The sequence below is a fragment of the Ruegeria lacuscaerulensis genome (assembly GCF_013034745.1).
Lineage (GTDB): Bacteria > Pseudomonadota > Alphaproteobacteria > Rhodobacterales > Rhodobacteraceae > Ruegeria > Ruegeria lacuscaerulensis_B.
The window spans coordinates 1-24,093 of sequence record NZ_WQGP01000013.1 but is presented as its reverse complement, the minus strand read 5'-3'; the positions used below and the strand labels follow the sequence as shown (position 1 = coordinate 24,093).

The 24,093-nt window shown below is 59.2% G+C and carries 22 protein-coding genes; 8 read left to right on the top strand and 14 right to left on the bottom strand.

Features of this window, described 5'->3' with window-relative positions; translation table 11 throughout:
* Positions 1 to 8 precede the first annotated feature (8 nt).
* The 5 genes from GOV79_RS20550 to GOV79_RS20530 all read right to left on the bottom strand — a co-directional run bounded on the left by GOV79_RS20550 (position 9) and on the right by GOV79_RS20530 (position 5,341).
* On the bottom strand, positions 9 to 899 hold the full coding sequence (locus GOV79_RS20550; protein WP_170791552.1) for an NAD(P)-dependent oxidoreductase: 891 nt from the start codon (positions 897 to 899) through the stop codon (positions 9 to 11).
* Positions 900 to 1,099: 200 nt separating this feature from the next.
* A complete protein-coding gene (gene uxuA, locus GOV79_RS20545) occupies positions 1,100 to 2,281 on the bottom strand; it encodes a mannonate dehydratase (protein ID WP_170791550.1) in 1,182 nt (393 codons plus the stop codon).
* Positions 2,278 to 3,330: a Gfo/Idh/MocA family protein gene (locus GOV79_RS20540; protein WP_170791548.1), complete on the bottom strand. Its 1,053-nt coding sequence runs from the start codon at positions 3,328 to 3,330 to the stop codon at positions 2,278 to 2,280. The genes uxuA and GOV79_RS20540 overlap by 4 nt, the downstream gene beginning before the upstream one ends.
* Positions 3,327 to 4,328, bottom strand: coding sequence for a Gfo/Idh/MocA family protein (locus GOV79_RS20535; RefSeq protein ID WP_170791546.1), 1,002 nt, complete (start codon positions 4,326 to 4,328; stop codon positions 3,327 to 3,329). Before GOV79_RS20535 ends, GOV79_RS20540 begins: the two co-directional genes overlap by 4 nt.
* A complete protein-coding gene (locus tag GOV79_RS20530) occupies positions 4,325 to 5,341 on the bottom strand; it encodes a Gfo/Idh/MocA family protein (protein WP_170791544.1) in 1,017 nt (338 codons plus the stop codon). Before GOV79_RS20530 ends, GOV79_RS20535 begins: the two co-directional genes overlap by 4 nt.
* Positions 5,342 to 5,443: 102 nt before the next feature.
* Here GOV79_RS20530 and uxaC point away from each other — a divergent pair, with 102 nt between their 5' ends.
* Together uxaC and GOV79_RS20520 are read left to right on the top strand one after the other, a co-directional pair.
* Complete coding sequence (uxaC, locus tag GOV79_RS20525) at positions 5,444 to 6,808, top strand: glucuronate isomerase (RefSeq protein ID WP_237218077.1); 1,365 nt, start codon at positions 5,444 to 5,446, stop codon at positions 6,806 to 6,808.
* 1 nt (position 6,809) lies between these two features.
* Positions 6,810 to 8,006 carry a mannitol dehydrogenase family protein gene (locus GOV79_RS20520; RefSeq protein WP_170791542.1) on the top strand — a complete coding sequence of 399 codons (1,197 nt, stop codon included), beginning with the start codon at positions 6,810 to 6,812 and terminating at the stop codon, positions 8,004 to 8,006.
* A gap of 6 nt (positions 8,007 to 8,012) precedes the next feature.
* Here the strand turns inward: GOV79_RS20520 and GOV79_RS20515 are convergent, their stop codons facing one another.
* From GOV79_RS20515 to GOV79_RS20480, 8 genes are all read right to left on the bottom strand, one after another.
* Positions 8,013 to 8,894 (bottom strand): DMT family transporter, encoded by an 882-nt coding sequence (locus tag GOV79_RS20515; RefSeq protein ID WP_170791540.1) that lies wholly within the window; start codon positions 8,892 to 8,894, stop codon positions 8,013 to 8,015.
* Positions 8,895 to 8,897: 3 nt separating this feature from the next.
* A complete protein-coding gene (locus tag GOV79_RS20510; RefSeq protein WP_170791538.1) occupies positions 8,898 to 9,785 on the bottom strand; it encodes an NAD(P)-dependent oxidoreductase in 888 nt (295 codons plus the stop codon).
* A gap of 62 nt (positions 9,786 to 9,847) precedes the next feature.
* Complete coding sequence (locus GOV79_RS20505; RefSeq protein ID WP_170791536.1) at positions 9,848 to 10,852, bottom strand: Gfo/Idh/MocA family protein; 1,005 nt, start codon at positions 10,850 to 10,852, stop codon at positions 9,848 to 9,850.
* A 68-nt stretch (positions 10,853 to 10,920) separates the two neighbouring features.
* A complete protein-coding gene (locus GOV79_RS20500) occupies positions 10,921 to 11,868 on the bottom strand; it encodes a phytanoyl-CoA dioxygenase family protein (RefSeq protein ID WP_170791534.1) in 948 nt (315 codons plus the stop codon).
* 10 nt (positions 11,869 to 11,878) lie between these two features.
* Positions 11,879 to 13,501, bottom strand: a complete 1,623-nt coding sequence (locus GOV79_RS20495; RefSeq protein WP_170791532.1) for a TRAP transporter large permease — start codon at positions 13,499 to 13,501, stop codon at positions 11,879 to 11,881.
* Complete coding sequence (locus GOV79_RS20490) at positions 13,501 to 14,343, bottom strand: TRAP transporter small permease subunit (RefSeq protein ID WP_237215826.1); 843 nt, start codon at positions 14,341 to 14,343, stop codon at positions 13,501 to 13,503. The genes GOV79_RS20495 and GOV79_RS20490 overlap by 1 nt, the downstream gene beginning before the upstream one ends.
* Before the next feature lie 16 nt (positions 14,344 to 14,359).
* Positions 14,360 to 15,529: a mandelate racemase/muconate lactonizing enzyme family protein gene (locus GOV79_RS20485; protein WP_170791530.1), complete on the bottom strand. Its 1,170-nt coding sequence runs from the start codon at positions 15,527 to 15,529 to the stop codon at positions 14,360 to 14,362.
* 79 nt (positions 15,530 to 15,608) lie between these two features.
* Positions 15,609 to 16,622 (bottom strand): TRAP transporter substrate-binding protein, encoded by a 1,014-nt coding sequence (locus GOV79_RS20480; RefSeq protein ID WP_170770814.1) that lies wholly within the window; start codon positions 16,620 to 16,622, stop codon positions 15,609 to 15,611.
* A 194-nt stretch (positions 16,623 to 16,816) separates the two neighbouring features.
* Here GOV79_RS20480 and GOV79_RS20475 point away from each other — a divergent pair, with 194 nt between their 5' ends.
* Complete coding sequence (locus tag GOV79_RS20475; protein ID WP_170791528.1) at positions 16,817 to 17,467, top strand: GntR family transcriptional regulator; 651 nt, start codon at positions 16,817 to 16,819, stop codon at positions 17,465 to 17,467.
* Here the strand turns inward: GOV79_RS20475 and denD are convergent.
* Positions 17,464 to 18,432 (bottom strand): D-erythronate dehydrogenase, encoded by a 969-nt coding sequence (gene denD, locus GOV79_RS20470; protein WP_170791526.1) that lies wholly within the window; start codon positions 18,430 to 18,432, stop codon positions 17,464 to 17,466. The two genes, GOV79_RS20475 and denD, sit on opposite strands and share 4 nt — an antisense overlap.
* A 592-nt stretch (positions 18,433 to 19,024) precedes the next feature.
* Here denD and GOV79_RS20465 point away from each other — a divergent pair.
* The 5 genes from GOV79_RS20465 (at position 19,025) to GOV79_RS20445 (ending at position 23,932) form a co-directional block, all read left to right on the top strand.
* Complete coding sequence (locus GOV79_RS20465; RefSeq protein ID WP_170791525.1) at positions 19,025 to 20,824, top strand: IlvD/Edd family dehydratase; 1,800 nt, start codon at positions 19,025 to 19,027, stop codon at positions 20,822 to 20,824.
* 55 nt (positions 20,825 to 20,879) lie between these two features.
* A complete protein-coding gene (locus GOV79_RS20460) occupies positions 20,880 to 21,803 on the top strand; it encodes a 2-hydroxyacid dehydrogenase (protein ID WP_170791523.1) in 924 nt (307 codons plus the stop codon).
* Between the two features lie 16 nt (positions 21,804 to 21,819).
* Entirely contained in the window at positions 21,820 to 22,410 is a 591-nt protein-coding gene (locus tag GOV79_RS20455) for a LysE family translocator (protein WP_170791521.1), read from the top strand.
* 121 nt (positions 22,411 to 22,531) lie between these two features.
* Entirely contained in the window at positions 22,532 to 23,350 is an 819-nt protein-coding gene (locus tag GOV79_RS20450) for a phytanoyl-CoA dioxygenase family protein (RefSeq protein WP_237218076.1), read from the top strand.
* 72 nt (positions 23,351 to 23,422) lie between these two features.
* Positions 23,423 to 23,932, top strand: coding sequence for a redoxin domain-containing protein (locus GOV79_RS20445; protein WP_170791517.1), 510 nt, complete (start codon positions 23,423 to 23,425; stop codon positions 23,930 to 23,932).
* Positions 23,933 to 24,093: the final 161 nt, after the last annotated feature.

The window sequence follows — 24,093 nt, the reverse complement described above, 5'->3', positions numbered from 1 at the left end:
GGCCTCCTTTAGCGATGCAGTTCGGCGCCGATGATCTCTTCGATCACCTTTGTGCAGATCCAGTTGTCGCCATCTGGGTATTTCGTTTTCCCGGCGTGAAAGATCTGCATCGCAGACGCGGCGGTCTGCATCGGAACCCCAAGCTCTCCGGCCACGGCCAGCGATATGGTCAGGTCCTTGTGCATGGTGGCGATATGGCTGCCGGTGGCGACAAACTTGCGATCAATGATGTTTTCAAGCGCCGTGTTCACCACGCCGCAGCCTGCGCTGGAGGACGCGAACACGTCCAGCAGGGCCTGACCGCTGACACCAGCCTTGGCAGCAAGGGCCGCAGCCTCGAACGTGGCCGAAAAGATCGAGCCGATCAGCGATTGCAGACAGGCTTTGACGGTCTGTCCGTCGCCAGCATGTTCCCCCACCCGGTGAATGGTGCCGGAAACGGCCTGCATCACCTCGGCGTTCTGGTCCAGAACCTCGGGCGCGGCGGCCGCCATCATCGTCAACGTGCCATTCTGCGCGCCGGGAAACCCGCCCGAAACGGGTGTGTCGATCAGGTGAATGCCTGACCCTTCCATGTCCTGCGCAATGCCGCGCGCCTCGGCGGGTGTGATCGTCGCCGACAGGATCACGGTTCCGCCCTTGGTCATGTTGGCCACCAGCCCATCCTCGCCCAGAATGACCGCGCGGGCCTGATCGCCGTTCATGACCATGACAAACACGCTGGCGGCGTGACGACCCACCTGACCCACGCTGTCCTTTGCCAACCCACCCATATCGGCAAATGCGGCCATGCGTGTTTCGCTCAGGTCAAAGCCCGAGGTTTCAAAGCCATTCTTGATCAGGTTCTTGGCCAGCCCGCTGCCCATATCCCCAAGACCGATTACGCCTGCGGTTTTCATTCGGAAACCTCCCGTTTTTCAGCCCTATCGGAGCGGGCTGATGCTGTGAAAAAGATGCGGTCCTGCATCGGTTTTCGCGGGGGTTTCACGCGTCTTGCAAAAGACGTCGGGCGCGTCCCAAAGACACCCCGCTGCCCGGTTAGGTGCGATCAGTAAACGGGGATTACTGCCGTCAGGCAAGCACTTATATGCAGTGCCGATCAGGTGAAAGCTTCCATCAGACCGCGCAGTTCGGCCAAGCCGCGCATCCGGCCGATCAAAGGGTAACCCGGCGTGCTATGGCCGCCCCGGTCGCCGAGCAATTCCTGCCCATGATCAGGACGCATCGGAATTTGCCAATCGCTGCGGCCTGCTTGTTTTCTTCGTTTCTGCTCGGCCATCAATTCCCGCACGGTGCCCGCCATGTCGGTGTCGCCTTCCAGATGCGCGGCCTCGTAGAAATCGGGTTTTTCTGCGTCCGATCCTGCAATTCGTTTCGTGTTTCGCAGATGCGCGAAGTGGATTTTGCTGCCATGCCTGCGGACAAATTCCGGCCCGTCGAAACTGGCCGCCACGCCCAGCGATCCGGTACACAGCGTCGCGCCATTTGCTGGCAGGTCAACCGCGTCCAGAACGGCACCGTAGTCATCCACGCTGGACATCACGCGCGGTAGCCCGAGCAGAGAAAATGGCGGATCGTCCGGGTGACAGCACAGGCGCAGACCATGCTCCTGCGCGACCGGGGCAACCTCGGCCAAAAAGTCGACAAGGTGTGCGCGCAACCGGGTGCGGTCGATGTCGCGGTAGGTGTCCAGCAGGGCGCGGACATCCTCGACGCTCCACTGGTCATTGGCACCCGGTAGCCCGGCGGTGACATTGTGTTGCAGCCGGGATTTGGCCGTGTCGGACATTTCGGCGAACCGTTTGGAGGCCGCGTGCTGGACAAGTTCGGAATAATTCTCGGACGCGCCGGGACGTTTCAGGATGTGGATGTCGAACGTGGCAAAATCAGTCAGATCGAACAGCATGGCAGAGCCGCCATGGGGTTGCGGCGCGCGCAGGGCGGTGCGGGTCCAATCGAGGATCGGCATGAAGTTGTAGCACACCACCTCAATCCCGCGAGACGCCAGCGCGCGCAGGCTGAATTTATAGGCCTCAAGATGCGCTGCCATGTCCGTCGTCTGTGTTTTGATCGTCTCGGAAACGGGCAGGCTTTCGACGACGTCCCATTCAAAGCCAGCCTCGGCCAGCATGGCTTGCCGGTCGGCAATAGCCGGGACGTCCCAAGGCTGACCGGGCGGGATGTGGTGCAAGGCGGTGACGATGCCCTGTACGCCCACCTGATGCAGATCGGACAGGGCAATCGGGTCTTCTGGGCCAAACCAGCGCCAGCATTGTTTCATGGCAGCCATCCTTCATAAAGCGGGTGATCGGGTGTGATGGGCAGTGCCACTCGCTGCCCACTGCGTGCCGCATGGTAGATCGCGGTGACAAGACTGACCGAGGCCGCACCTTCGGCAAGCGTCAACGCCGTGTTCGGCTGCCCGCGCAGGGCTTTGCTGATTTCTGCGAAAAACCCCTCAAATCCGGCGGGTTCCGTGGGTGAGCGGCTAAGCACGGTGTCGATGTCTTTCTGCAGGGCGGGGTCGCGGGCCGTGAAGGTCCATTTCGCCTGACCTGGCGCGTAAGGTTCGGTGCCCGAGGTTGCGGTCAGGTGTTCAAACACGATCCGCAGGCGTGTTTCGTCCGTTGCCGCGCCCAGAGTGATGTTGCTGGTGCACAACGCGCCCGATGTCATGGCAAAGCAGATGGCCGCGCAGTCTTCGGTTTCGATCGGGTTGACCCGCGTTGTCACCATCGCCGAAACCGACGCAATGTCACCCGCGATATGTGTCAGCAGGTCGTGGTTGTGGATCGCATGGCCCAGCACAACCCCACCGCGCTCGCCCTCCCACGTTCCGCGCCAGCGGACAGCGTAGTAATCGGCCCCGCGCGACCAGTGCGTTTCAAGCGCGGCGGTCTGGACGGCGCCGGTCAGACCTTCGTTCTGCAAGTGGCGGAGTTGCGAAAGGGCCGGGCCCCAGCGGTATTGAAAGACCGGGAACACCTGCTTGCCCGTGTTTCGCGCTGTTTCGATGATCTGGTCCACATCCCGCATCGAGGTGGCCAGAGGTTTCTCGCACACCACGTGCTTTCCGGCCTTCAGCGCGGCCAGCGTGATCGGCACATGCAGATGCGGCGGCAGGCAGATATCAATAAGGTCGATGGAGGGATCATCCAGTGCATCCTGAATCTCGGTGAGCGCCGCGAAATCAGCATCGCCCCTGATCTGTTCAATCCGGGCTGCATCCTTATCGACAACGGCGGCCGCACGGAACCTATCGCCAAGCTGAGACAGCGCCGCCAGATGTTGCGCTCCGATACCCGCGCCGAGGATTGCGACATTGATCATGACGCCTCTGCCATTTCCTGCGCCCGCAGCGCCAGTTCCATGACCGTGAAGCAATGCGCCTGCGTCATCGCGGTTTCGGTGCGGTGTTGGATATCATGGGCCAGACGCGCGAAATACGGCAGGCCAGCGCCTAAGGCGTCGATCTTTTCACACCGCTCACCATTGACCAGAATCAGGTGATCTGTACCGGGTGCGCCGCCTACGTCCACATATTTACGCAGTTCGATATACCCCTCGGTTCCCAAGATCGTCAGCCGCCCATCACCCCAATTGGGCAGCGCATCGGGCGTGTACCAATCCACCCGGATATAGCCAGTGGCATGGGCGCTGCGCAGGCTAAGCTCTCCGAAATCCTGCAACTCGGGGTCGTCGGGATTGGCATAGTTGGCGACAAATGCGTTGGTGATCTGGGCCGTATCCGACCCAGTATAGTGCAGAAACTGATCAATCTGGTGCGAGGCGATATCAGCCAAAATCCCCCCGTACCGGTCGCGTTTGAAGAACCAGTCCGGTCGGGTGGGTTTGTTCAGGCGGTGCGGGCCCAACCCGATGGTCTGCACGACCCGCCCGATAGCCCCTGCCGAAACCAACTCGCTGGCGCGGGTGCTAACGGCGGTTTCGAACCGTTCCGAGAAATTGACCGACCAGATGCGCCCGGTCTCGGCCACGGCCCCTTTTATCTGATCCAACTGTTCGAAGGATGTACACCCGGGCTTGTCGGTCATAACATCCATGCCGTTTTGCATGGCCTTGACCGTCAGCGCCGCGCGGTCTGCCGGAACGGCCGAGACCAGGGCCAGATCGGCACCCCAGCCAAGCGCGTCCTCCAGGCGGTCAAACCGGGGGATGTCGGGGAACCGTTTCACATAACCGGGCAGAGTGACGGGGTCGCCCTCCGTCCAATAGCCGACACAGACAACCCCCGCTTTGCGCATGTTTTCAGTCATGCCATAGATATGGCGGTGATCCAGCCCAAGGGCGACGCAGGTCAGGCTCATGCGGATACTCTCGTTTTCAGGCCGGTTTCGCTGGCGATTTGCATCGCATCAATGACCGCATGGGTCAAAAGCGCGCTGCGGCCCGTGGCCATAGGCGGGCGTCCCGTACGGATAGCCTCGGCAAAATCTTCAATCACCGATTGGTGCCATTCATGGGTAAAGGCCATCGGATCGGCGCCACCCCCGGTCGTTGCCGTTTCGCCGAAGGTTGTCTGAGTTCCATCCATCGCGGTGATCGTCAACACGCCTGCGCCCAGATGCGCCTTGGCGCGGGTGCCTTGGATCGTGATGGTCTCGGCCATGCCCGGAAATGCGGCGGTGGTGGCCATCAAATTGCCGATGGCACCGCTTTCAGTTTCGAACAAAGCACCGGCCCAATCCTCGGCCTCCAGATCATGCAGAGGCGTCTGCCGCATCATGGCCTGAACCGAGGTGATCGGCCCCAGCAGCCATATGGCCAGATCCAGCGTATGGATCGCCTGCGAGATCATCACACCACCGCCATCGCGCGCATAGGTGCCGCGCCCCGGCGCGTCATAGTAGCTTTGGTCACGCCACCACGGCACACAGATATCGACCGTCGCGATTGAGCCCAGCTCGCCTGCCTCCAAGGCCGCCTTCAGCGCAGCCGAGGCCGCTCGTGCGCGGTGTTGAAACACGATGCCCAGCGGCACCCCGGCAGTTTCGCACAGTTCGACGATCCGGGTGGCGGCTTGTAAATCCCGCTCAACCGGCTTTTCCATGAGAATAGGTCTACCTGCCGCTACAAGGGTTTGCACAAGTGACAAGCGCTGGTCCGGTGGGGTGGCGATGATTGCGAAATCGACGGATGGATCATTGGCGATCTCCTGAACCGATGCATAGGCCCGCGTGCCATGCCGGTTCGCAAATTGCGCGGTTTTTCCAGGGTCGCGACCCAGAACGCCAGCCAGTTTCAGGCCGCAGTCCGATGCGGAGATCGCAGCAACATGGGTGCCCGCAACCATCCCCAAACCAATCAGCGCAATGTTCATTCTTCCCCCCGGTTCCTGGGATCAGTCTGAGGCTTTGTACCCGAAAGATGCAAGCCGTAAAAAATGTGTTAACTGTTCCTTGGGCAAAGCACGGAGGGGAAATTGACAGGCAATTTAAAGGGCATGGCAGAAGACCTGTATCTGGGCATCAAAGACCTGCCTATAGTGTCCCCGCACGGTCATTGCGACCCAAGCTGGTTCGCGCAGGATGCAGCCTTTCCCAACCCGGCCGAGCTGCTGGTGGTGCCCGATCACTATGTGTTCCGCATGCTCTATTCCCAAGGCGTTCCGCTAGAGCAACTGGGGGTGGGCCCTGCGGGACGCGATGCGGATCCGCGTCAGGTGTTTCGCACCTTCGCCGCCCATTGGGTCCTGTTTCTGGGCACGCCGTCGCGGATCTGGATCAGCTATGTTCTGCGCGAAACTCTGGGGATTTCTCAAGATCTGTCGCCGGACACCGCCGATGCGATCTATGATCAGATTGCCGACCGTCTGGTGCAGCCCGCGTTCCGGCCAAGGGCGCTCTTCCAACGGTTCGGGATCGAGGTTCTAGCCACCACGGACTCGGTTCTGGATGATCTGGCTCATCACAAGGCGATCCGCGACAGCGGTTGGAGCGGGCGCGTTGTTCCAACTTTCCGCCCCGACGGGGTTCTGGATGGAGCGGACCCGGATTTCGTCCAGAACCTGACTGCACTGGGTGCGATGACCGGTTGTGATGTCGGTAGCTTCAGCGGTTATATTGAAGCCCTGCGCCAGCGGCGTGCCACGTTCATCGAACTGGGTTGCACGGCCACCGACCACGGGATCGAGAAAGTGCAGACCGAATGGCTGGACGATCCCTACCCGATCTATCAACGGTTGCGGCAGGGCGCAGGCAGCGCTGAGGATGCACGGCGGTTCTATGGTCATATGCTGATCGAAATGGCGCAGATGTCGGTCGAGGATGGGCTGACCATGCAAATCCACGCGGGCAGCAGACGCAACACCAACCGCGCTGTGATGCAGGGCTTCGGGCGTGACAAAGGGGCAGACATTCCCATCGCGATGGATTGGGTGCATGGACTGGACGCGCTGCTGAACCGTGTTGGCAATTCGCCAAAGCTCCGCATAATCCTGTTCACACTGGACGAAGGCACCTATGCCCGAGAGCTCGCCCCGATGGCGGGTCACTGGCCCTGTCTGCGCATTGGCCCGCCGTGGTGGTTCCATGACAGCCCTGCGGGGATCGCGCGCTATTTCGATCAGGTGGTGGAAACGGCAGGTTACTTCAATTTGGCCGGGTTCAACGACGACACCCGCGCCTTTCTGTCGATCCCGGCGCGCCACGACATGTGGCGGCGCGGCGTGGCGCTGCATCTGTCCCAGCAAATCGAGCGTGGATATTTCGGGATGGTCGACGCCAAACGGCTGGCGCAACTTTTGACCACTGATCTCGCGCGGCAGGTCTACGGGCTGGAGCTATAGTATGGGGCTGATACTGCATTTCGGCCTCGGCAACTTCGCTCGTGCGCATTTGCTGGACTACACCGATCAGGCGCAGGGCTGGGATTTGGTCGGAGTCAGCTTGCGGTCTACAGCGATCCGGGACGGGTTGGCGCAGCAAGGGTTTGACTATGACCTGTGCGTGCAGGGTCAAGGTGTCCGGCGCATCCGGGTTCTGCGCGATGTTCTGACCCTACCCGATGACCGAGACGCGATTTTCCAGGCCATGGCTGAGGCAGATATCATCTCGGCCACAGTGACCGAGAAGGGCTATCATCTGGACAGCGCAGGTCGGTTGCAGTTGGACGATCCGGCCATCGCCTCTGATCTTACAGGGCAAGGCCCGTCGACCCTGATCGGATTTCTGGCCTTCGGGCTTGCGGGGCGCAATAGCCCGGTATCGGTGCTGAGTTGTGACAATCGGGTGGGCAACGGCGACGCCCTGAAAACGGCCGTTGCTGATTTCGCCGCGGCCGCAGGGCTGGATCTGAACTGGGACAGGCTGAGCTTTCCAAACGCGATGGTTGACCGGATCACTCCGGCGACCACGGATGCGGTGCGCGCCATCAGCGGCGATCCCATGGCCGTCCCGACCGAAGCGTTCTCGGAATGGGTGATCGAAGACAACTTCGCAGGCCCGCGCCCCGACTGGCCGGGCGTGCAATTCGTCAAGGACGTCGCTCCGCACGAATTGCGCAAATTGCGAATGCTGAACGGTGCGCATTCGCTGCTGGCCTACGCGGGGTTGGGACGTGAGCTAACCTATGTGCATGAGGCGATCCGCGACCCTGTTCTGCGTCCGCTTGTACAGGATTTGATGGCCGATGCCGGAAGAACGCTGCCAGACGAGGTACAGGATCAGGTCCCAAACTATGCCGCCGCCTTGATTGCCCGGTTCGAGAACCCCGAACTCGCCCACCGATTGGATCAGATCGCCATGGATGGCAGCCAGAAACTGCCTTACAGGTTCATCCCCACCCTGCGCGAGACCGGATCAAAAGCGGTTGCCGAAGGGGTGCGGGCGTGGATTGCCTATTGTGTGTCAGAGACCGCCAAAGGACGCGCGTTGAACGATCCCTTGGCAGCAGACATCGCGCGGGCGACCCAGCAGGATGAGCCGGACAAAGCGCTGTTGCAGATCATAGGGGCGCAAGATGTGTTGGCTGCGGTGCGGGGATAAGGGCCGCTATCGCTTCTCCCGTTTCCAGATGATCAGCCCGGCGCCCATGATCAGCGCAGCCCCCGTCAGCGTGCTGGCGTCCGGCACGGTTTCGAAGAACAGATAACCCCAGATCGCCATGTAGATCAGGAAGGAATAGGTAAAGGGCATTAACTGGTTGGCGGTGCCAAAGCGATGCGCGTTTGTCAGCAATTGGTGGCCGCCCCATCCGAAGACGCCCAGTCCGATCAGCACGATCATGCTCCACAGGTTTTCGGGCTGCATCCAGAACCACACCGCAAAGGGCAACAGGACAACTGTTCCGGTGAGGCCCAGATAGAACTGCATCGTATCAACCGACACGACCCCGGACAGCCGCCGGGTCATGATCGAATACAGCGCCAGGGCCGTCGCGTTGTAGACGATCAGTAACATGGTGGGGTGGAACACCGCGCCAAAAGGGCGGACGATCACCAATACGCCAACAAAGCCCAGAAGGATGGCAAACCACCGCCACGGCCCTACGGTTTCCTTCAGGACAAAGACCGACAGGAAACACACAATCACCGGGCTTGAGAACATGATCGCAGACACCGCTGTCAGCGGCAGGAACCGAAGGGCGTAGAAGTTGAACACCGTGGCCGAAATCAGCAGCAGAGCCCGGCTGATCAGTTGCCACGGATGATCGGTATGAAACCGGCTGGGCTGGAAGCCCCCCTTTGCGATGACACCCAGCGAGATCACAAAATGGCCCGCATAGCGCATGAACGCCAGTTGAAAGGCCGGAAATCCGGCGACGGCCAGCCATTTCGCCCCCAAATCGACAAAGGAAAACAGCAGCCACGCCAGAAGCATCAACACGATGCCCAGACGCGGCAAATCTGCGGTCGATCGGGCGGCGACGGCCATCGCCTAGGGTTTGAACCGGTTGACGTAATAGTCGACCATCTGGCTGACCATATCGTCCGCCTGACCAGTGTCGCGCGCATCGTTCAACGCGGCCAAGGTGCCCTGTGACATCACACTACTGACACCCGCATCGCGCGCCATTTGGTCGTAATACCCGATATCCTTAGCAGCGTTCTTAATCGCAAAGGCCAGTTGGTTCGGGTCCTGATTAACGCCGTAGGCGGTGACGAAATCCATCATCCCCGAATGCAGTGGCCCCGCAGCCATCACATCGTACAACTGCTTGCGATCCACCCCAGCCACATCGGCCATGGCGAAAGCCTCGGCCATGGCATTGGCCACGGTCATGCCGAAGAAGTTGTTGATCAGCTTGATCGTGTGCCCCGAGCCGACGGCTCCAAGGTGGAACACGTTCTCACCCAGATCTTCGAGCACAGGTTTTGCGGTGTCGAAAGCGGCCTGATCCCCCGAAGCCATGATGTTCAGCTTGCCCTCCAGCGCGTGTGAGGGCGTGCGCCCCAGCGGTGCGTCCAGATAGCTGCCCCCGGCGGCAGAGACCTCATCCGCGAGGGTCCGCGTGCTGCCGGGCAGCGAGGTGCCAAAGTCCACCACAATGCCGCCGGGCTTCAAACCCGCAATCACGCCGTTTTCCCCGCGCATCCGCGCCTCGACCTGATCCGAAGTGCCCATGCACAGCATCACGATGTCACTGGCAGCAGCCAGATCTTTTGCGTTTTGTGCCTCAACCGCGCCGCGGGCGATCGCAGCATCCAGATGGGTGCGATCGCGGTTGCCCAGAACCGTGACCGCATAGCCCATGGCCAGCAACCGGTTGACCATGGCCCCGCCCATCAGCCCGAGGCCAATAAATCCAACAGAAGGTTTGCTCATGCGAATTCCTTTCCATCAATTCGTCTTAAGTGTCTCTGCGCCCATCCTTTGCGAGCGCGTGTTCAGGCCCGCACCGGCAAGCCCGCACTCTGTTTCGCCAACGCCTCTTCAATCCGGGTGGCGACAGCAAGGGTACGCGCGGCGTCGGCCACATCAATCAGCGGAGCGACCCCGTCCATCACGTCGAGAAAATGATCCAACTGCGCGTCCAGCGGCACGCAGCTTTGGGCCGGTTTGTCGAACTCCACGCGCTCTGACGGGGTGCCCCAATCCTTGCCCTGCCACAGAGTCAGCGACGGGAAACTGATGGCCCCTCTTGTGCCGGTGATCCACATCATGTCCTGATGGGTGGTGCCGATATTGGGATTCTCGCCGATCCCGGCCTCAAACCCCCAGGGGCTGGGCGCGGTATCGGCGAAGCTGATGGTTCCCGTCGCCCCGTTTTCAAACGCAAGCGCCACCGCGCCGCTTTCAATCCTGTCCGTCCCGCGCAGTGAAGCGCCTCGCAAGGCGGCAATCTCGCTAATCTCGCCGATGACAAAGCGTAAAACGTCGATGTCGTGGACAAGATTGATCATCACCGGGCTGCCGCCCGAGGTGCGCCAGTTCTGTTCGAAATAAGCGTCCGGCTTTCGCATCGCCCATAAAAGCGAGACATTGATGACCCGCCCGATGACGCCCTCGGCGATCTTGGCCTTAAGATGTTGAAGGACTTGGTGATAGCGGCGATGGTGGCCGACCAGACTGCGGACCTGAGCCTGTTCAAGGGCACGGGCCAGCGCCTGCGCCTCGGCCACGGTGCCGGCAACGGGTTTTTCGATTAGCATATGCCATCCGCGTGCTGCCGCCGCCATGCCATGCGCGGCGTGCAGATGCGTTGGGGTGGCGATGATGACGCCGTCCACATCGTCCTGAATGTCATCCATACTGGCGAACCGGGTTGCGTCCACACGGATCGACATGTCCGGGTCAGCAAGCCCCACAAGATGACAGCCCGGATGTTGCTTAACGGCTTGGATATGGCGAATGCCGATCAGCCCGCCGCCAACGACGAGGATACGTTTCACTGCGCTGCTCCTGTTGCGCACGGCGTGGAGCCGTTATCTGCCAGAACAGATGTCATGTCCGGTTTCCCTCATGCGCAGAACGGAGAGGTCGAGTCCCACCGATGAATGTCGATATGCGGCTGGGTGGCCAGACGCGCGCGGGCGGCCTCCCAGTTCGAGCGACAGACACGCCAGTCGTGCAATTCGCGGTCAGGGTTGACGCGGGATCGGGCCACGAAATCCGGGAAATGCCCGCGCCCTGTGGGTTGCCCCGTCGCGCTGTAGCGTATGTCGAAGGACCAGCGGAATTGATCCGTGGTGTTGACCAGCGAGGCATGCGGGGTCAGAGGGTGAAACAGGACGATGCCTCCGGCTGTGACCGGCAGGGGGACAGCGGTCGTCTCATCCACAAACCCGTCCGCGATCCCGGTCTGGGTGCGCGCGCAATGGGGCAGGATGTCCTGATCCGGGGCTTTGGCCTGCACTTGCAAACAGCCGTTTTCGACCGTCGCATCGTTCACCGCGATCCAAACAGTGACCATGTCGGTCTGGTCCGCATCCTCCAGCGCAACAGCCCGGTCCTGATGCCAGTCCGTTGCAGTAATATGCGCGCGGATTTCATCATTTGCCAGCTTCCGCGCCGGAGGTTTCAGGCGCACGTGCTGAATGGGGTTGCTGGTCAGTTCCGAGCCGATCAGTTGCTCGACCACGTCCAAAAGCGGCTTGGCGGTCATCATCTCGAACACGGCGGGTCCGATGTGAAAAGGCGTATCGGCCATGATCCGGTCGCCGGGCAGAGAAATATCCATGGGCTGGAAATAGTCGCACCGGGCCTCGTAAGCGGCCAGCAGCTTGCCCCAGAAATCCAGACCCTCGGGGCTGGGCACCAGACCTTGCGCGAACCAGTCCGCATAAAGCCCATCCAGCAGGGTCGAGTATTCGTCGACCACCCGGTTCAGAATGTCAGGCGGAATAACGTCTGGCACGACCAGATAGCCATCGGTTTCAAAACGTGAGATTTGCTCTTGCGTCAGCATGGGTCGATCCTCACAACAGGATTGCGATGATATTGGGCCAGATCAGCAGCACCGAAAGCGCCAGAATCTGGATGCCGATAAAGGGCAGGAAGCCGCGGAAGATATCAGTCAGGCTGATATGCGGCGGGGCCACCGATTTCAGATAGAACGCGGCCGGTCCAAAGGGCGGCGACAGGAAGCTGACCTGCATGTTCATACAGAACACCACGCCGAACCAGATCGCTACGTGATTTGGCTGCAGCTGGCCGATCAGGCCGATCTCTTCGATGGGCAGGCGCAGCACGATGGGCAGGAAGACCGGGATGATCAGCAAGACGATCCCGACCCAATCCATGAACGCGCCCATGAACAGCAGGATCAGCATCATCACCAGAATGACCAGCATCGGTGGCAATTCCTGACCCACGATCAGATCAGCCACATATTGCGGTCCGCCCGCGATGGTATAGGCCCCCGCCAGCGATGCGGCACCAATCGTGACCCAGATGATCGTACCGGTGGATTTCAGAGTGCGCATAAGACTGTCCCAGACCAGCTCGAACGAGCCTTCTCCGCGCAGGATGGCGATGATCAGAACAGCGAACGCGCCCATTCCGGCAGCCTCGGTGATACCGGTGATGCCGCCGTAGATCGAACCCAGAACCACGCCGATCACAACCATCGGTGCGACCAGCCCTTTGCCCATATGCCAGCCAACGCGCGCGCGCTCTTTGCCGAAGACGAAGAAGATCAGCAGCAGCGCAACAATGGTTATGCCTGCGAACCAGGGCAGGTAATCCGCCGTCCCGAACCGCGCGGGCTCACCCTGACTGGCGGCATTCGATCCTGACAGTTCGAAGAACGCGGCCCGGATGAACAGAACGGTGGAAAATCCGGCAACGACGATACACATGAACGCGGCGAACAGCTTGCGCTTTTCGGTCGGCTCGGGGTCGTTCGGGTCGGGTTCAGGCAAGGGGGCATCATCGGGTTTCAGCCGGGTGCGGATGATGATGTAGAGGATGATCATCGACGCCAGCATGAAGCCGGGGATGAAGGACGCGGTGAACAGCGACTTGATCGAGGTTTCGGTGATCAGACCATAGATGATCAACACGATTGACGGCGGGATCATCGTCCCCAACGAGCCCGACGCACAGATCACACCGATGGCGAGGTTCTGGTTATACCCCAGCCGCAACATCTGCGGCAGGGCGATCAGGCCCAGCAGAACGACCTCACCCCCGATAATCCCCGACATCGCCGCCATGATCACCGCCATGATCGAGGTGACGATAGCAATCCCGCCCCGCGTCCGCGACAACCAGATATTGAGCGAGGAATACATGTCCTTGGCGATCCCCGAGCGTTCCAGCAGAGAGGCCATGAAGATGAACAAGGGCACGGATATGAGTACGTAATCCGTTAAGAGCCCGTATATTTTCTGTGCCAGAATATAGAGCGGCCCCGTCCCCGGCCTGCCGGTCAGCAGCCCGTCGCCAAAGGAAAATGGGTTGAGCAGCAGGTTGGGCTCGAATTTCAGCACCAATACAAGAACCGCCAGCGAGGCCGAGGCCAGACCCAGCGGCATCCCGATGGCCAGCAAGACGATAAGTGCGACCATCAGGATCAGTGAGATTGTTCCAATATCCATCAGTCTTGCCCCACTGCTTTTTTCAGCATTTCAATCTCTTCTTCATCAGGTTCGTCAGTGTGAATCTCGGGTTCCTTGTTCCAATCCGAGATCAGGTTCACGACCGCCTGAAACGCCACCAGCGTAATGACGATCAGCACCATCGGTTGCAGGGTCGCCGGGATCGGCGGGTTAAAGGCCGAGCCGAACAGCTCCCATTTATACAACTTGTTGACGAAGACCTGTTTGTAGCTGCCATAGACAAGGAAGAAGGCGAAGAGGACGATCAGAACGGTCGAGATCGTGTCGAACACCCGTTGCAGCCATCGTGGCACGGCGTCGTATAGCAGGAAAATGCGGATGTGGCTGCGCTGCTGCATCCCGTAGTAGCCAGACATCAGGAAGACGAAGCTGGCGAACCACAGGGTCATCTCGTTGGCCCATTCGGTGGGTTTTTCCAGAATGTAACGCAGGAAGACCTCGTAAAGCATCACAATGGTCATGATGGCGATCATCATCATGGTGACGCGCCCGATGAACAGGGCAAATCGGTCGATGGCGCTGAGCCCGCCATACTCCATTGCAGCCGGGCGCACGGTTCGGGCACCGATCACCGCAAGTATCGGAGTCAGGATCAGCGCGAGCATGTCAAAAATGTCGATATGTCCGCCGAAGATGCCAGCGGCATTTGGCGTGATGTCGGCGCGCAGGTAAATCTCCTGCACCTGGGATTTGAGGGATTCCGAAGTGTAGGGCAGCCAATCCAGCAGAAAGGCAGGCAGGTGCCAGACCAGCCAACTGGCCGTTCCGACAAAGGCCAAGGGTATCAGCCATTCAATAATTCCACCCGTGGATTTCTGCATTTCCTGCCCCCTGTCGTTATGTTCTGGCCCGGAAGTGATCTATGAAGTCGCGGTCGGGCTCGACGCCGATGCCCGGCCCGGTCGGAACCGCGACACGGCCTGCGTTAGCTTTGACCTGACCCTGAATGTCCAAAGGAACGGTCAGCAGATCGTCCCGGAATTTGTTGTCCGTGGTGTCAAACTCCAGCATCGGCTCCCACGGGTGCAGGCCGCCCGGCATCGGAGGCATTGCCGCCAGCAGATGCAGGTTTGTGGAAACGGCAATTGCGCTGCCCCAGACGTGATTGACGACCGGAGTGAAATGGGCGTGGCACAAGGCCAGAATCCGCAGATACTCGGATACGCCACCCAAGGCGCAAACCTCGGGCTGGGCGATATCCAAGCCACGGCTTTCCAGCAGAGTGCGCCACGACCACCGATTGAACACCGCCTCGCCCCCAGCGATGTTGGTTTTCAGCCCTTTGCGCAACTCGCGGTATCCGTCGGTATCCTCGGGCGCGACAGGCTCTTCAAACCAATAGGCTCCAAGCTCGTCCAGAGCGCGTCCCACATAGAACGCATCCGACGTGGTATAGGCGTGGTTGGCATCGACCATGAACCGGAAATCGTCGCCGACACCGCGCCGCACGGCCTGACATAGCTTGACGTCTGGTTCGGGGCCAAAGCCGGTTTTCATCTTGGTGGCGACAAAGCCCATCTCTTTGATCGCGGCGGCCTCGTCCGTAAAGCGGCGCGCCAGATCATCGACGGGTTCATCGCGCAGCATCATACCGTAGCCATAACAGGGGACCGAGCTGCGATGCGCACCACCAATCAGCTTGTGCAGCGGCAGGCCCGCCACTTTGCCAGCGATATCCCAAAGAGCGATATCCACACCCGAAAGGGCCTGAAGGGGCATGCCACCCTGCCCATGATCTCGCAGAAGGTTGTAGACCTTGTGCCAGATCACGTCGCGGTCCATCGGATCCGATCCCAGCACCATGGGCTGGATCACCTGTTCGACAATGGTTTTGTTGGCAAGAGCGACCGTACCGGGGCCGAAACACTCACCCCATCCGGTAACGCCTTCGTCGGTCTGAACTTCGACCAGATGCGCGCTGCGCTTGTCGTAATATTGCTGCGAATAGCCCAAAACCTCGGGCATGTCGTAGCGCAGGACGTGACTAATGATCTTGGTGATTTTCATTCGACATACGTCCCTGAGAAAGGTCCGGAAAGGCCACGGATCGCAGCCTTTCCGAAGGATCGTCTCAGCATGACGCCGATTATTTCATCGCACCCATGTCTTTCAGGAACGCAATGTGGCTTTCCAACAGCGCCTTGGCTTCGGGCGTGGTGGCGAACTCGGTCCAGCCAACCTGAACGGCATCGCGGTAAGCGGCCAGATCTTCCGGGGTCCATTCATACAGCTGGATACCCTGGGCGCGCAGGTCTTTAGCGGTTTGCGCGTTCTGCACCTCGTTGATCGTGGCGTTGTGCAGGGCCAGGCTGTCCATCGCGACCTCGATGATCTTGCGATGATGCGCGGGCATGGATTCCCAGACATCCTTGCGGCAGGCCAGGTGATCCGCTGGCATCGAGTGGAAGCCCGGGAAGTTGGTGTGACCCGCGATCTCATACAGACCCAGACCCACGTTGTTGGTCAGGTTCGCCGCGTCGGCACCGTCGATGATGCCGGTTTCCAGCGCCGTGAAGATCTCGTTAAAGTCCATCACGATGGGCGAGGCACCCAGCTCGGCGAACACTTTCGTGGCCAGACCCGGAGGCGAACGGAATTTCCAATCCTTGAAGTCTTCGACCGTTGCGATCGGTTTGGTCGAGGACAGCGATTCCGGTCCCGGAATCCACCAGCCGACGAATTCCATGTCATAGCCGTTATACAGCTCATTCAGCGCATCGCGGCCACCGCCATGCAGCAGCCATGCCATCTGCTGATAGGGGTTCTGATAGCCACCCAGCAGATCGCCTGCGAATTGGAATGCGGGGTTCTTACCGGTCTGATAGCCGCCGCCCGTCATATCGCAATCCAGAATGCCCGTTGCGGCGGCGTCGAATGTCTCGACCGATTTGACGACGGACGAGGAATAGAACATCTCGACCTCGATCTCACCGTTGGACATTTCGGTGATGTCCTCGATGAACTTGGCCGCCATCTTGCCCGACAGCTGTTCCGGCGAGAAATGGGTTTGAATGCGCAGTTTTGTGGTTTCGGCAGCGGCGAATGTCGCGGCCATGGTCGTGGCTACGGCCACAGCGGCCGCGGTCGTCAATAATTTCATATTGTCCTCCCAGACGTTGAGCGTGGCGTGCTGAAGGTTTCTAAGCCCTCTCTTGAACGACGCTGCCTGACGTTAGGACGCCGAATCGCATGCGACAAGTAAAATGTGAAATTGAGCGTAATTTCGAGATTATTGCTCAAAAACGAAATTAGGGATAGGAAGAGCGAAGGGTAACGTTCAGGACAACTCTTTCGATGACCGCTGAAGTCGATATTTATCAAGATCTTAAGATGCGGCTGATCTCGAACGGATTCGAACACGGGGCCAAGCTTCGGGCGGAAGACTTGCGGAAAGAATACAAGTGCTCAGCCAGTTCGGTACGTGAAGCCCTGTTCCGGCTTGCCGCTGTGGGCCTTGCAGATTTTCAGGAACAACGCGGGTTCCGCGTGCCGCAACGCGCGCCCCAGAAGTTGACCGAACTGACCCATGTCCGCATTCTGCTGGAAGCAGAGGGAACCGCATTGTCGATCCAAAACGGCGGCGTCGATTGGGAGGCACGCCTAACCGCAGCTCATCACAAACTAAGTCACATCGAAAGGCGCATCCGCGACAAAGACGATCCGAGTGACCTGATCGATATCTGGTTCGCCGCCGAGAAAGAGTTTCATGAAACTCTGATTTCAGCCTGCGGATCAGAGACGCTGAAACAAATGCATGGACGCGTCTATGCGCAATTCCGGCAACAATTGATGGTCGCGGATCGCCGGTTCGAATTCATTTCGATGAATATCGAACATCACGCCAATATTCTTGAGGCTGCGCTTTCAGGCGACCCGAAGCTGACCCAACAGAAAATACACGACCACCTGAAACGGCACCTGACCGGCGAAACGCTGGACGCTTAGAAATTCAGGTCATCTTCCAGATAAATTCGGATGATCTCTTCAAAACTGGATTCGGCCCTGAAACCAAGATTCAGCGCGCGGTCGGTTTGAAAATCGCGTGGCCAGTTCTTGACAATGGCTTCGATGGCCGGGTCCGGCACGTGTTTGATCCTGTCCACGGCCTCCTGCCCTGCCACATTGCGCAGCGCCTCGATCTGTTCGGCGACCGTGCAACTGATGCCGGGCATATTCAGCGCATGGCGGCCCTGCAAAAGTCGGATTTCCAGATCGGCAGCATGGGTCAGGAACTGGGCCGCTGACCGAGGGCTGGCGTGCCAGTGGCGAACGGTATCGGCGACCGGCAGGATCGCCTCGGCACCGTTCAGCGGCTCACGGATAATGCCCGAGAAGAACGATGAGGCCGCAGCATTGGCCTTGCCGGGGCGCACGCACAGGGTCGGCAGGCGCAGCGACAGGCCGTCGATATAACCTTTGCGGCTGAAATCCGTAATCAACAACTCGGACGCCGCTTTCTGCGCGCCATAGCTGGTCAAAGGTGCCGACAGGAATTCGTCGTCGATCTTGTCCGGGAAGGGCGCCCCAAATACGGCGATGGAAGAGGCAAATACAAACCTGGGCCGGTATTCCCCTTCAGATGCGTCATGTTCAACTTTCAGAGCGTTCAGTAGCGCCCATGTGGCCATCAGATTGACATCCCAACCCAAGGCGAAATCCGTTTCCGCCTGACCTGACACAATAGCTGCGAGGTGAAACACCAAATCAGGCCGACGGGCCGCCAAATCCTGTGCTGTGCCCATCGCAGCAATATCGCCTGCTATCTGCGTGCCAACGACCCCGTTGGGCGGAAAGGATTGATCGAACAGCGTAAGTTCGACGTCAGAGCCAAAAACCTGCTCGGTCCGGATGCGCTGCGCCAGTTTCTGGCCCAACATTCCGCCGCCACCTATGATCAGTATCTTTTTCACGTGATACCCCCCCGTTCCGTTGCTTTAGTTTCTTAGACAAAGCCACGTGATCCAATGCGGCCTCATCCTTTTCTTCAATCAAGTTGTCAAAACAGCCGCACGGTGATCAGAGCACGCGACGATTTTTGCACTTTTCCCGGTGACGGTCTGGGCCGCCGAATCTACCAGAAACAATTAGTTTTCCTCCAAGGGCCGCACCATTCCGGTCAGCTGTTCCAGATTGCCTGACGAATAGAGCCCAGCACCCTGACCCCAAGCTGGGACGCGATTGATCCTTGCTTCATTCGCCAGTTCCTTTTGGAGCGCCTGCCCGGCGCTCTATTGTCACATTTCCCGGCGCGGCAAATGATAGCGCTAATAATTCTTACTTTGAGGTCTTTTTGGCACTATTAAGATTGAAAATCCACTTTCGATTCGTCTTCATAATCTCGAAATCATGGAAAGTTTCGAAAAGGGTTCAAATCAAACCAACCCGATAGTGCTAGCTGCGAAAGCGCTGGCACCGGGCACGCAATTCGGTTTGCGGTATTTTGCGCGCAGAAATCGCAATGACCACAAACCAAACCGATCTAAAGGACAGGGAATTCGGCCGATGACAAAAAAGATAAACAAAGAAGACCTGCGATCGCGCAAATGGTTCATGAACTCCGAAAACCTCGAGATGACAGCGCTGTATCTTGAGCGGTACCTGAATTACGGCCTAACGCGGGAAGAGCTTCAATCCGGCAAGCCCATCATCGGGATCGCCCAGACCGGCAGTGACCTGAGCCCCTGTAACCGCCATCACATTGAGCTGTCTAAACGTGTCCGCGACGGCATCATTGCGGCCGGCGGCACCTGCATCGAAATCCCTGTTCACCCGATTCAAGAAACGGGCAAGCGGCCCACGGCCTCGCTGGATCGCAATCTCGCCTATCTGTCGCTGGTCGAGAGCCTCTATGGCTACCCGCTGGATGGAGTGGTTCTGAATATCGGCTGTGACAAGACCACCCCGGCGCTGTTGATGGCGGCCGCAACGGTGAACATTCCCGCCATCGCCCTGTCGGTCGGCCCGATGCTGAACGGTTGGTGGAAGGGCAAGCGCGCCGGATCCGGCACCGTGATCTGGTCCGCGCGCGAAGACTTGGCGGCGGGCAATATCGACACCGATGAGTTCATGGATATCGCCGCCGCCGCCGCCCCGTCCGTTGGCTATTGCAACACCATGGGCACCGCGACGACGATGAACTCATTGGCCGAGGCGCTGGGGATGCAATTGCCCGGATCAGCAGCCATCCCGGCCCCTTATCGTGAACGTGGCCAGATCAGCTATGAAACCGGGCGTCGGATCGTCGAAATGGTATGGGAGGATCTACGCCCCAGCGATGTCATGACCCGCGAAGCCTTTGAAAACGCCATCGTCGTGAACTCGGCCATCGGCGGCTCGACTAACGCTCCGATCCACCTGAACGCGGTTGCCCGCCATTTGGGTGTGCCGCTGGACAATGACGACTGGCAGAATTTGGGCCATGACGTGCCTCTGCTGGTCAACCTTCAGCCAGCAGGTGAGTATCTGGGCGAAGACTACCAACATGCGGGCGGTGTTCCCGCCGTCATTGGTGAATTGATCGCCGCCGACATGCTGCCGCACCCCAATGCGGTGACGGCCAATGGCAAGACGATGGGCGAAAACTGCGAGGCACGCCGGTCGTTGAACGATGACGTCATCAAGCCGGTCAGCGCTCCGATCAAGGAACAGGCCGGGTTCATCAACCTGTCGGGCAATTTGTTCGAGAGTGCGATCATGAAGACCTCGGTCATTTCGCCCGCCTTTCACAAGGCGTATCTGTCGAACCCCGACGACCCCAACGCGTTCGAAGGGCGCGCGGTCGTCTTTGATGGCCCCGAGGATTTCCACCACCGCATTGACGATCCATCCGAGAATATCGATGCCAATTGTATCCTGATCATGCGCGGGGCTGGCCCCAAGGGATATCCGGGCGCGGCCGAGGTGGTGAACATGCGACCGCCGTCCTACCTGTTGAAGCAGGGTATCGAAGCGCTTCCTTGCATCGGTGACGGGCGGCAATCGGGCACTTCGGGTAGCCCCTCGATCCTGAACGCGGCGCCCGAAGCGGCGGCAGGTGGGGGCTTGGCTCTGGTCCAGAACGGCGACCGTGTGCGCATTAACTTGGGCAAAGGCACGGCCGACATGCTGGTGCCGCTGGACGAGCTGCACGAACGCGCCCGCGCGCTAGAGGCCAATGGCGGCTATGAAATGCCACCCCATCAGTCACCGTGGCAGGAAATCTTCCGCGAAAAAGTGGATCAACTGGATCGGGGGATGATCCTGAAAGGGGCCGAAAACTACCGCGATATCGCCCGCAAATTCACCCCGCGCGACAATCACTGACACCTCTCGGCGGGGCGCAAACCCCGCCCATTTACAGATAAAAAGGTGCGCCACGATGCCCGACCTCCTGCAAATCGGAAATATCACCGAGCGGATGCAATCCCGCCTGTCTCCGGCCTTCAACATTCATCAGTTGGATCAATACGAAGCCGCAGTCATCACACATGTCATCACAAACGGGCATGCCGGCATCCCGACCGATCTGATGACGTCTTTGCCAAACCTCAAGGCGATCAGCGTCTATGGCGTCGGCTACGACGCGGTTGATGCCAAGGCTGCCGCGCAGCTGGGTATTGTCGTAACCCACACCCCCAATGTGCTGAATGACGAGGTCGCCACAACCGCCGTTCTGCTGATGCTGTCCTGCTACCGCGAGCTAGTGCGCGACGATGCCTATGTCCGGTCTGGTCGGTGGGAGGCTGAAGGCAACGCGCCCCTGACCCGTTCGGCTGATCGTCAAAAGATCGGTATTCTGGGCCTGGGCCGCATCGGTCAGGCGATTGCGGACAAGCTGGCCCCTTGGTCGCCCGAAATCTCTTACCATTCACGCAGCCAAAAGGATGTACCTTATCAGTATTTCGGCTCCTTGGTGGATATGGCCGCGCATGTGGACGTTTTGATCTGCATCACGCCGGGTGGGCCCGCGACGAACAAGTTGGTCAATGCCGAGGTGCTGAAAGCCTTGGGCCCGGCAGGCACGCTGATTAACGTCAGCCGAGGCTCGGTTGTGGACGAAACGGCCCTGATCGAGGCGCTGCAACAGGGCGATCTGGGCTGGGCCGGGTTGGACGTGTTCGAAAAAGAGCCACACGTGCCGCAAGCGCTACGCGATCTGCCGAATGTCGTATTGCTGCCACACGCCGGAAGCGCGACGGTTGAAACCCGCGCCGCCATGGGCGACCTGACGGTCGACAATTTGCTGCAACACTTGCAGGATGGATCGGTATTGACGCCCGTTCCGGAATGCAAGGACCTATAGCGGGCCACTCTGGCGCATGATCGAATTCGTCATTGCGGTGTTCTTTCTGTTGATCACGCCCGGTCCGGGCGTGCTGACAACGGCGGGGATCGGGTCGGCTTTTGGGTTTCGCGCGGGCTTTGCGTTTGTCGCCGGGTTGATGCTGGGCGGGTTCATCAACATGCTGCTGGTGATCTCGGGCGTTGCCGCTGTGGCCTTGGCTGTGCCCTTCCTGAGGACAGTGTTGCTGATCGCGTCGGTGAGCTATCTGGTGTTTCTGGCATGGCGCATCGCAAGTGCCGGATCGCGTGTGGGATTTGCGCCTGCTGCGACGCCGCTTGGGTTTCTGAACGGGCTGACGCTGCAATTCATCAACCCTAAAGCCTATGTCGTCAGCACTGCGCTGTTTTCCGGGTTCGCCTTTTTGCCCGACGCCCCGATCTGGGAGGCAGTGATCAAGATCATCCTATTCAACCTGATCTGGGTGCCCGTGCACCTGATCTGGCTCAGCGCCGGGGCGAAACTTGGCAGTTTGGATATCAGCGAGACGTGGCACCGTCGGATAAACCTGGCAATGGCGGCCTCGTTGCTGGCGGTGGTTGGGATCGCCCTGGTTTCGGCCGTCTGAATGCGACCGGTGTCTTGGGATACGCCATGCAAATGCGGCCTGCGGGAACCCGCTTTGGCCAAATTTACTTGGTTGAAGGAATGATATTTGGTCAAGTGATCCGAGACAGAACAGGATGACAATGCGAAACGAAACTCTCGACATACGCGGTGACTATGAAAAGAACGGATATGTTTCGCCGCTGGATATTCTGACCCCAAGCGAAGCGCAAAGGTTGCGCGACGACTTCGAAAGGGCCGAAGACGCAGTTTCGGGCGACAGCCAGCGACTGAAACTGCTGTATTCCTATCCCGATCGGCTGATACCCTCTTTTGATGCGTTATTGCGCCATCCTAATGTGATTGCTGCAGTCTCGCCTGTTCTGGGCCCCGATCTCATGGTCTGGAGCGGCGCCCTATTCGTTAAAGAAGCGCGGTCGCCCAAAATTGTCTCGTGGCATCAGGACCTGACATATTGGGGTTTGGACGATGCGCAGGAAGTCACATGTTGGGTGGCTCTCTCAGAGGCGTCCGAGCAAAGCGGCTGTATGCGGTTTGTTCCCGGCAGCCACCAGAACCGTATCGTCCCACATGTGGACACTTTCGATGAGAACAACCTGCTGTCGCGCGGACAGGAGATAGCGGTGAATGTCGACGAGGCTGACACGGTTGCCGCCGCGTTGCACGCTGGTCAGGCCTCGATCCACCACGGCCATCTGTTTCACGCTTCGGGCCCCAACCAAACCAATGATCGCCGGATCGGCGCCGCCCTTCGGTTCATCAAACCGTCGATGAAACACAAGAATGGCGCGCGTACTCTGGTCGCGCTGGTTTCAGGCCAGGATGAATTCGGACATTTCGAAATTGCGCCCGCTCCACGGGGGTTTCTGCATGAAGACGATTTTGCCTTATGCCGGCAGGATGCCGACAGAAAGAAGGAAATCCTGTTTGAAGGCGCCTAAAACCGGGCAGGGAGCCCACCGTTTTCGCTGGGGTGAATCTGACAAGGCGCAAATTGTGAGGGGGAAAATAAAATGACAAAACCAAATGTTGGCAAACAGGTTACTGCGACCAGTTTTGCGCATGTGGATGGCGGTACACGGGCGATTGGCACAGCAACCGATCGTTGGACAATGTTGTTTGTCTATCGCGGTCGGCATTGTCCTCGCTGCAAACGCTATTTGAACAAGTTAAATGCACGGCTGGCCGATTGGACCGATCGGATGAATGTCATTGTGGTCTCGGCCGATTCTCTGGACAAGGCTTTGGCAGACCGCGATGAGTTCGGATGGAATTTCGATCTATGTTATGGGCTTACAGTCCCGCAAATGCGCGATCTGGGCCTGTATGTCTCTGAACCCCTGTCCGAGGCGGAAACCTCGGATATGTTTGCCGAGCCTGGGACATTCGCAATCCGACCAGATGGCAGTTTGATGCTTGTAGACATCTCAAACGGTCCGGCAGCACGCCCCGATCTGGAGGAACTATTGGACGGAATGATCTTCAACATCGTTAATGACCGTCCCGTCAGAGGCACCGCGTAACCGCGATCTCAAGTGACCCATCAGGGTGGTCAAATTCTCTTTTTTTGTCCTCGCGACCACTGGCCCAGTCCGTCAAGTCTGTCCATGGCTCTTCCCGCGGGGGTGATGTGAACGCGCCGCTCTCCGAGCCTGCGTTTTCACCGGTGCGACTACACCCGAAC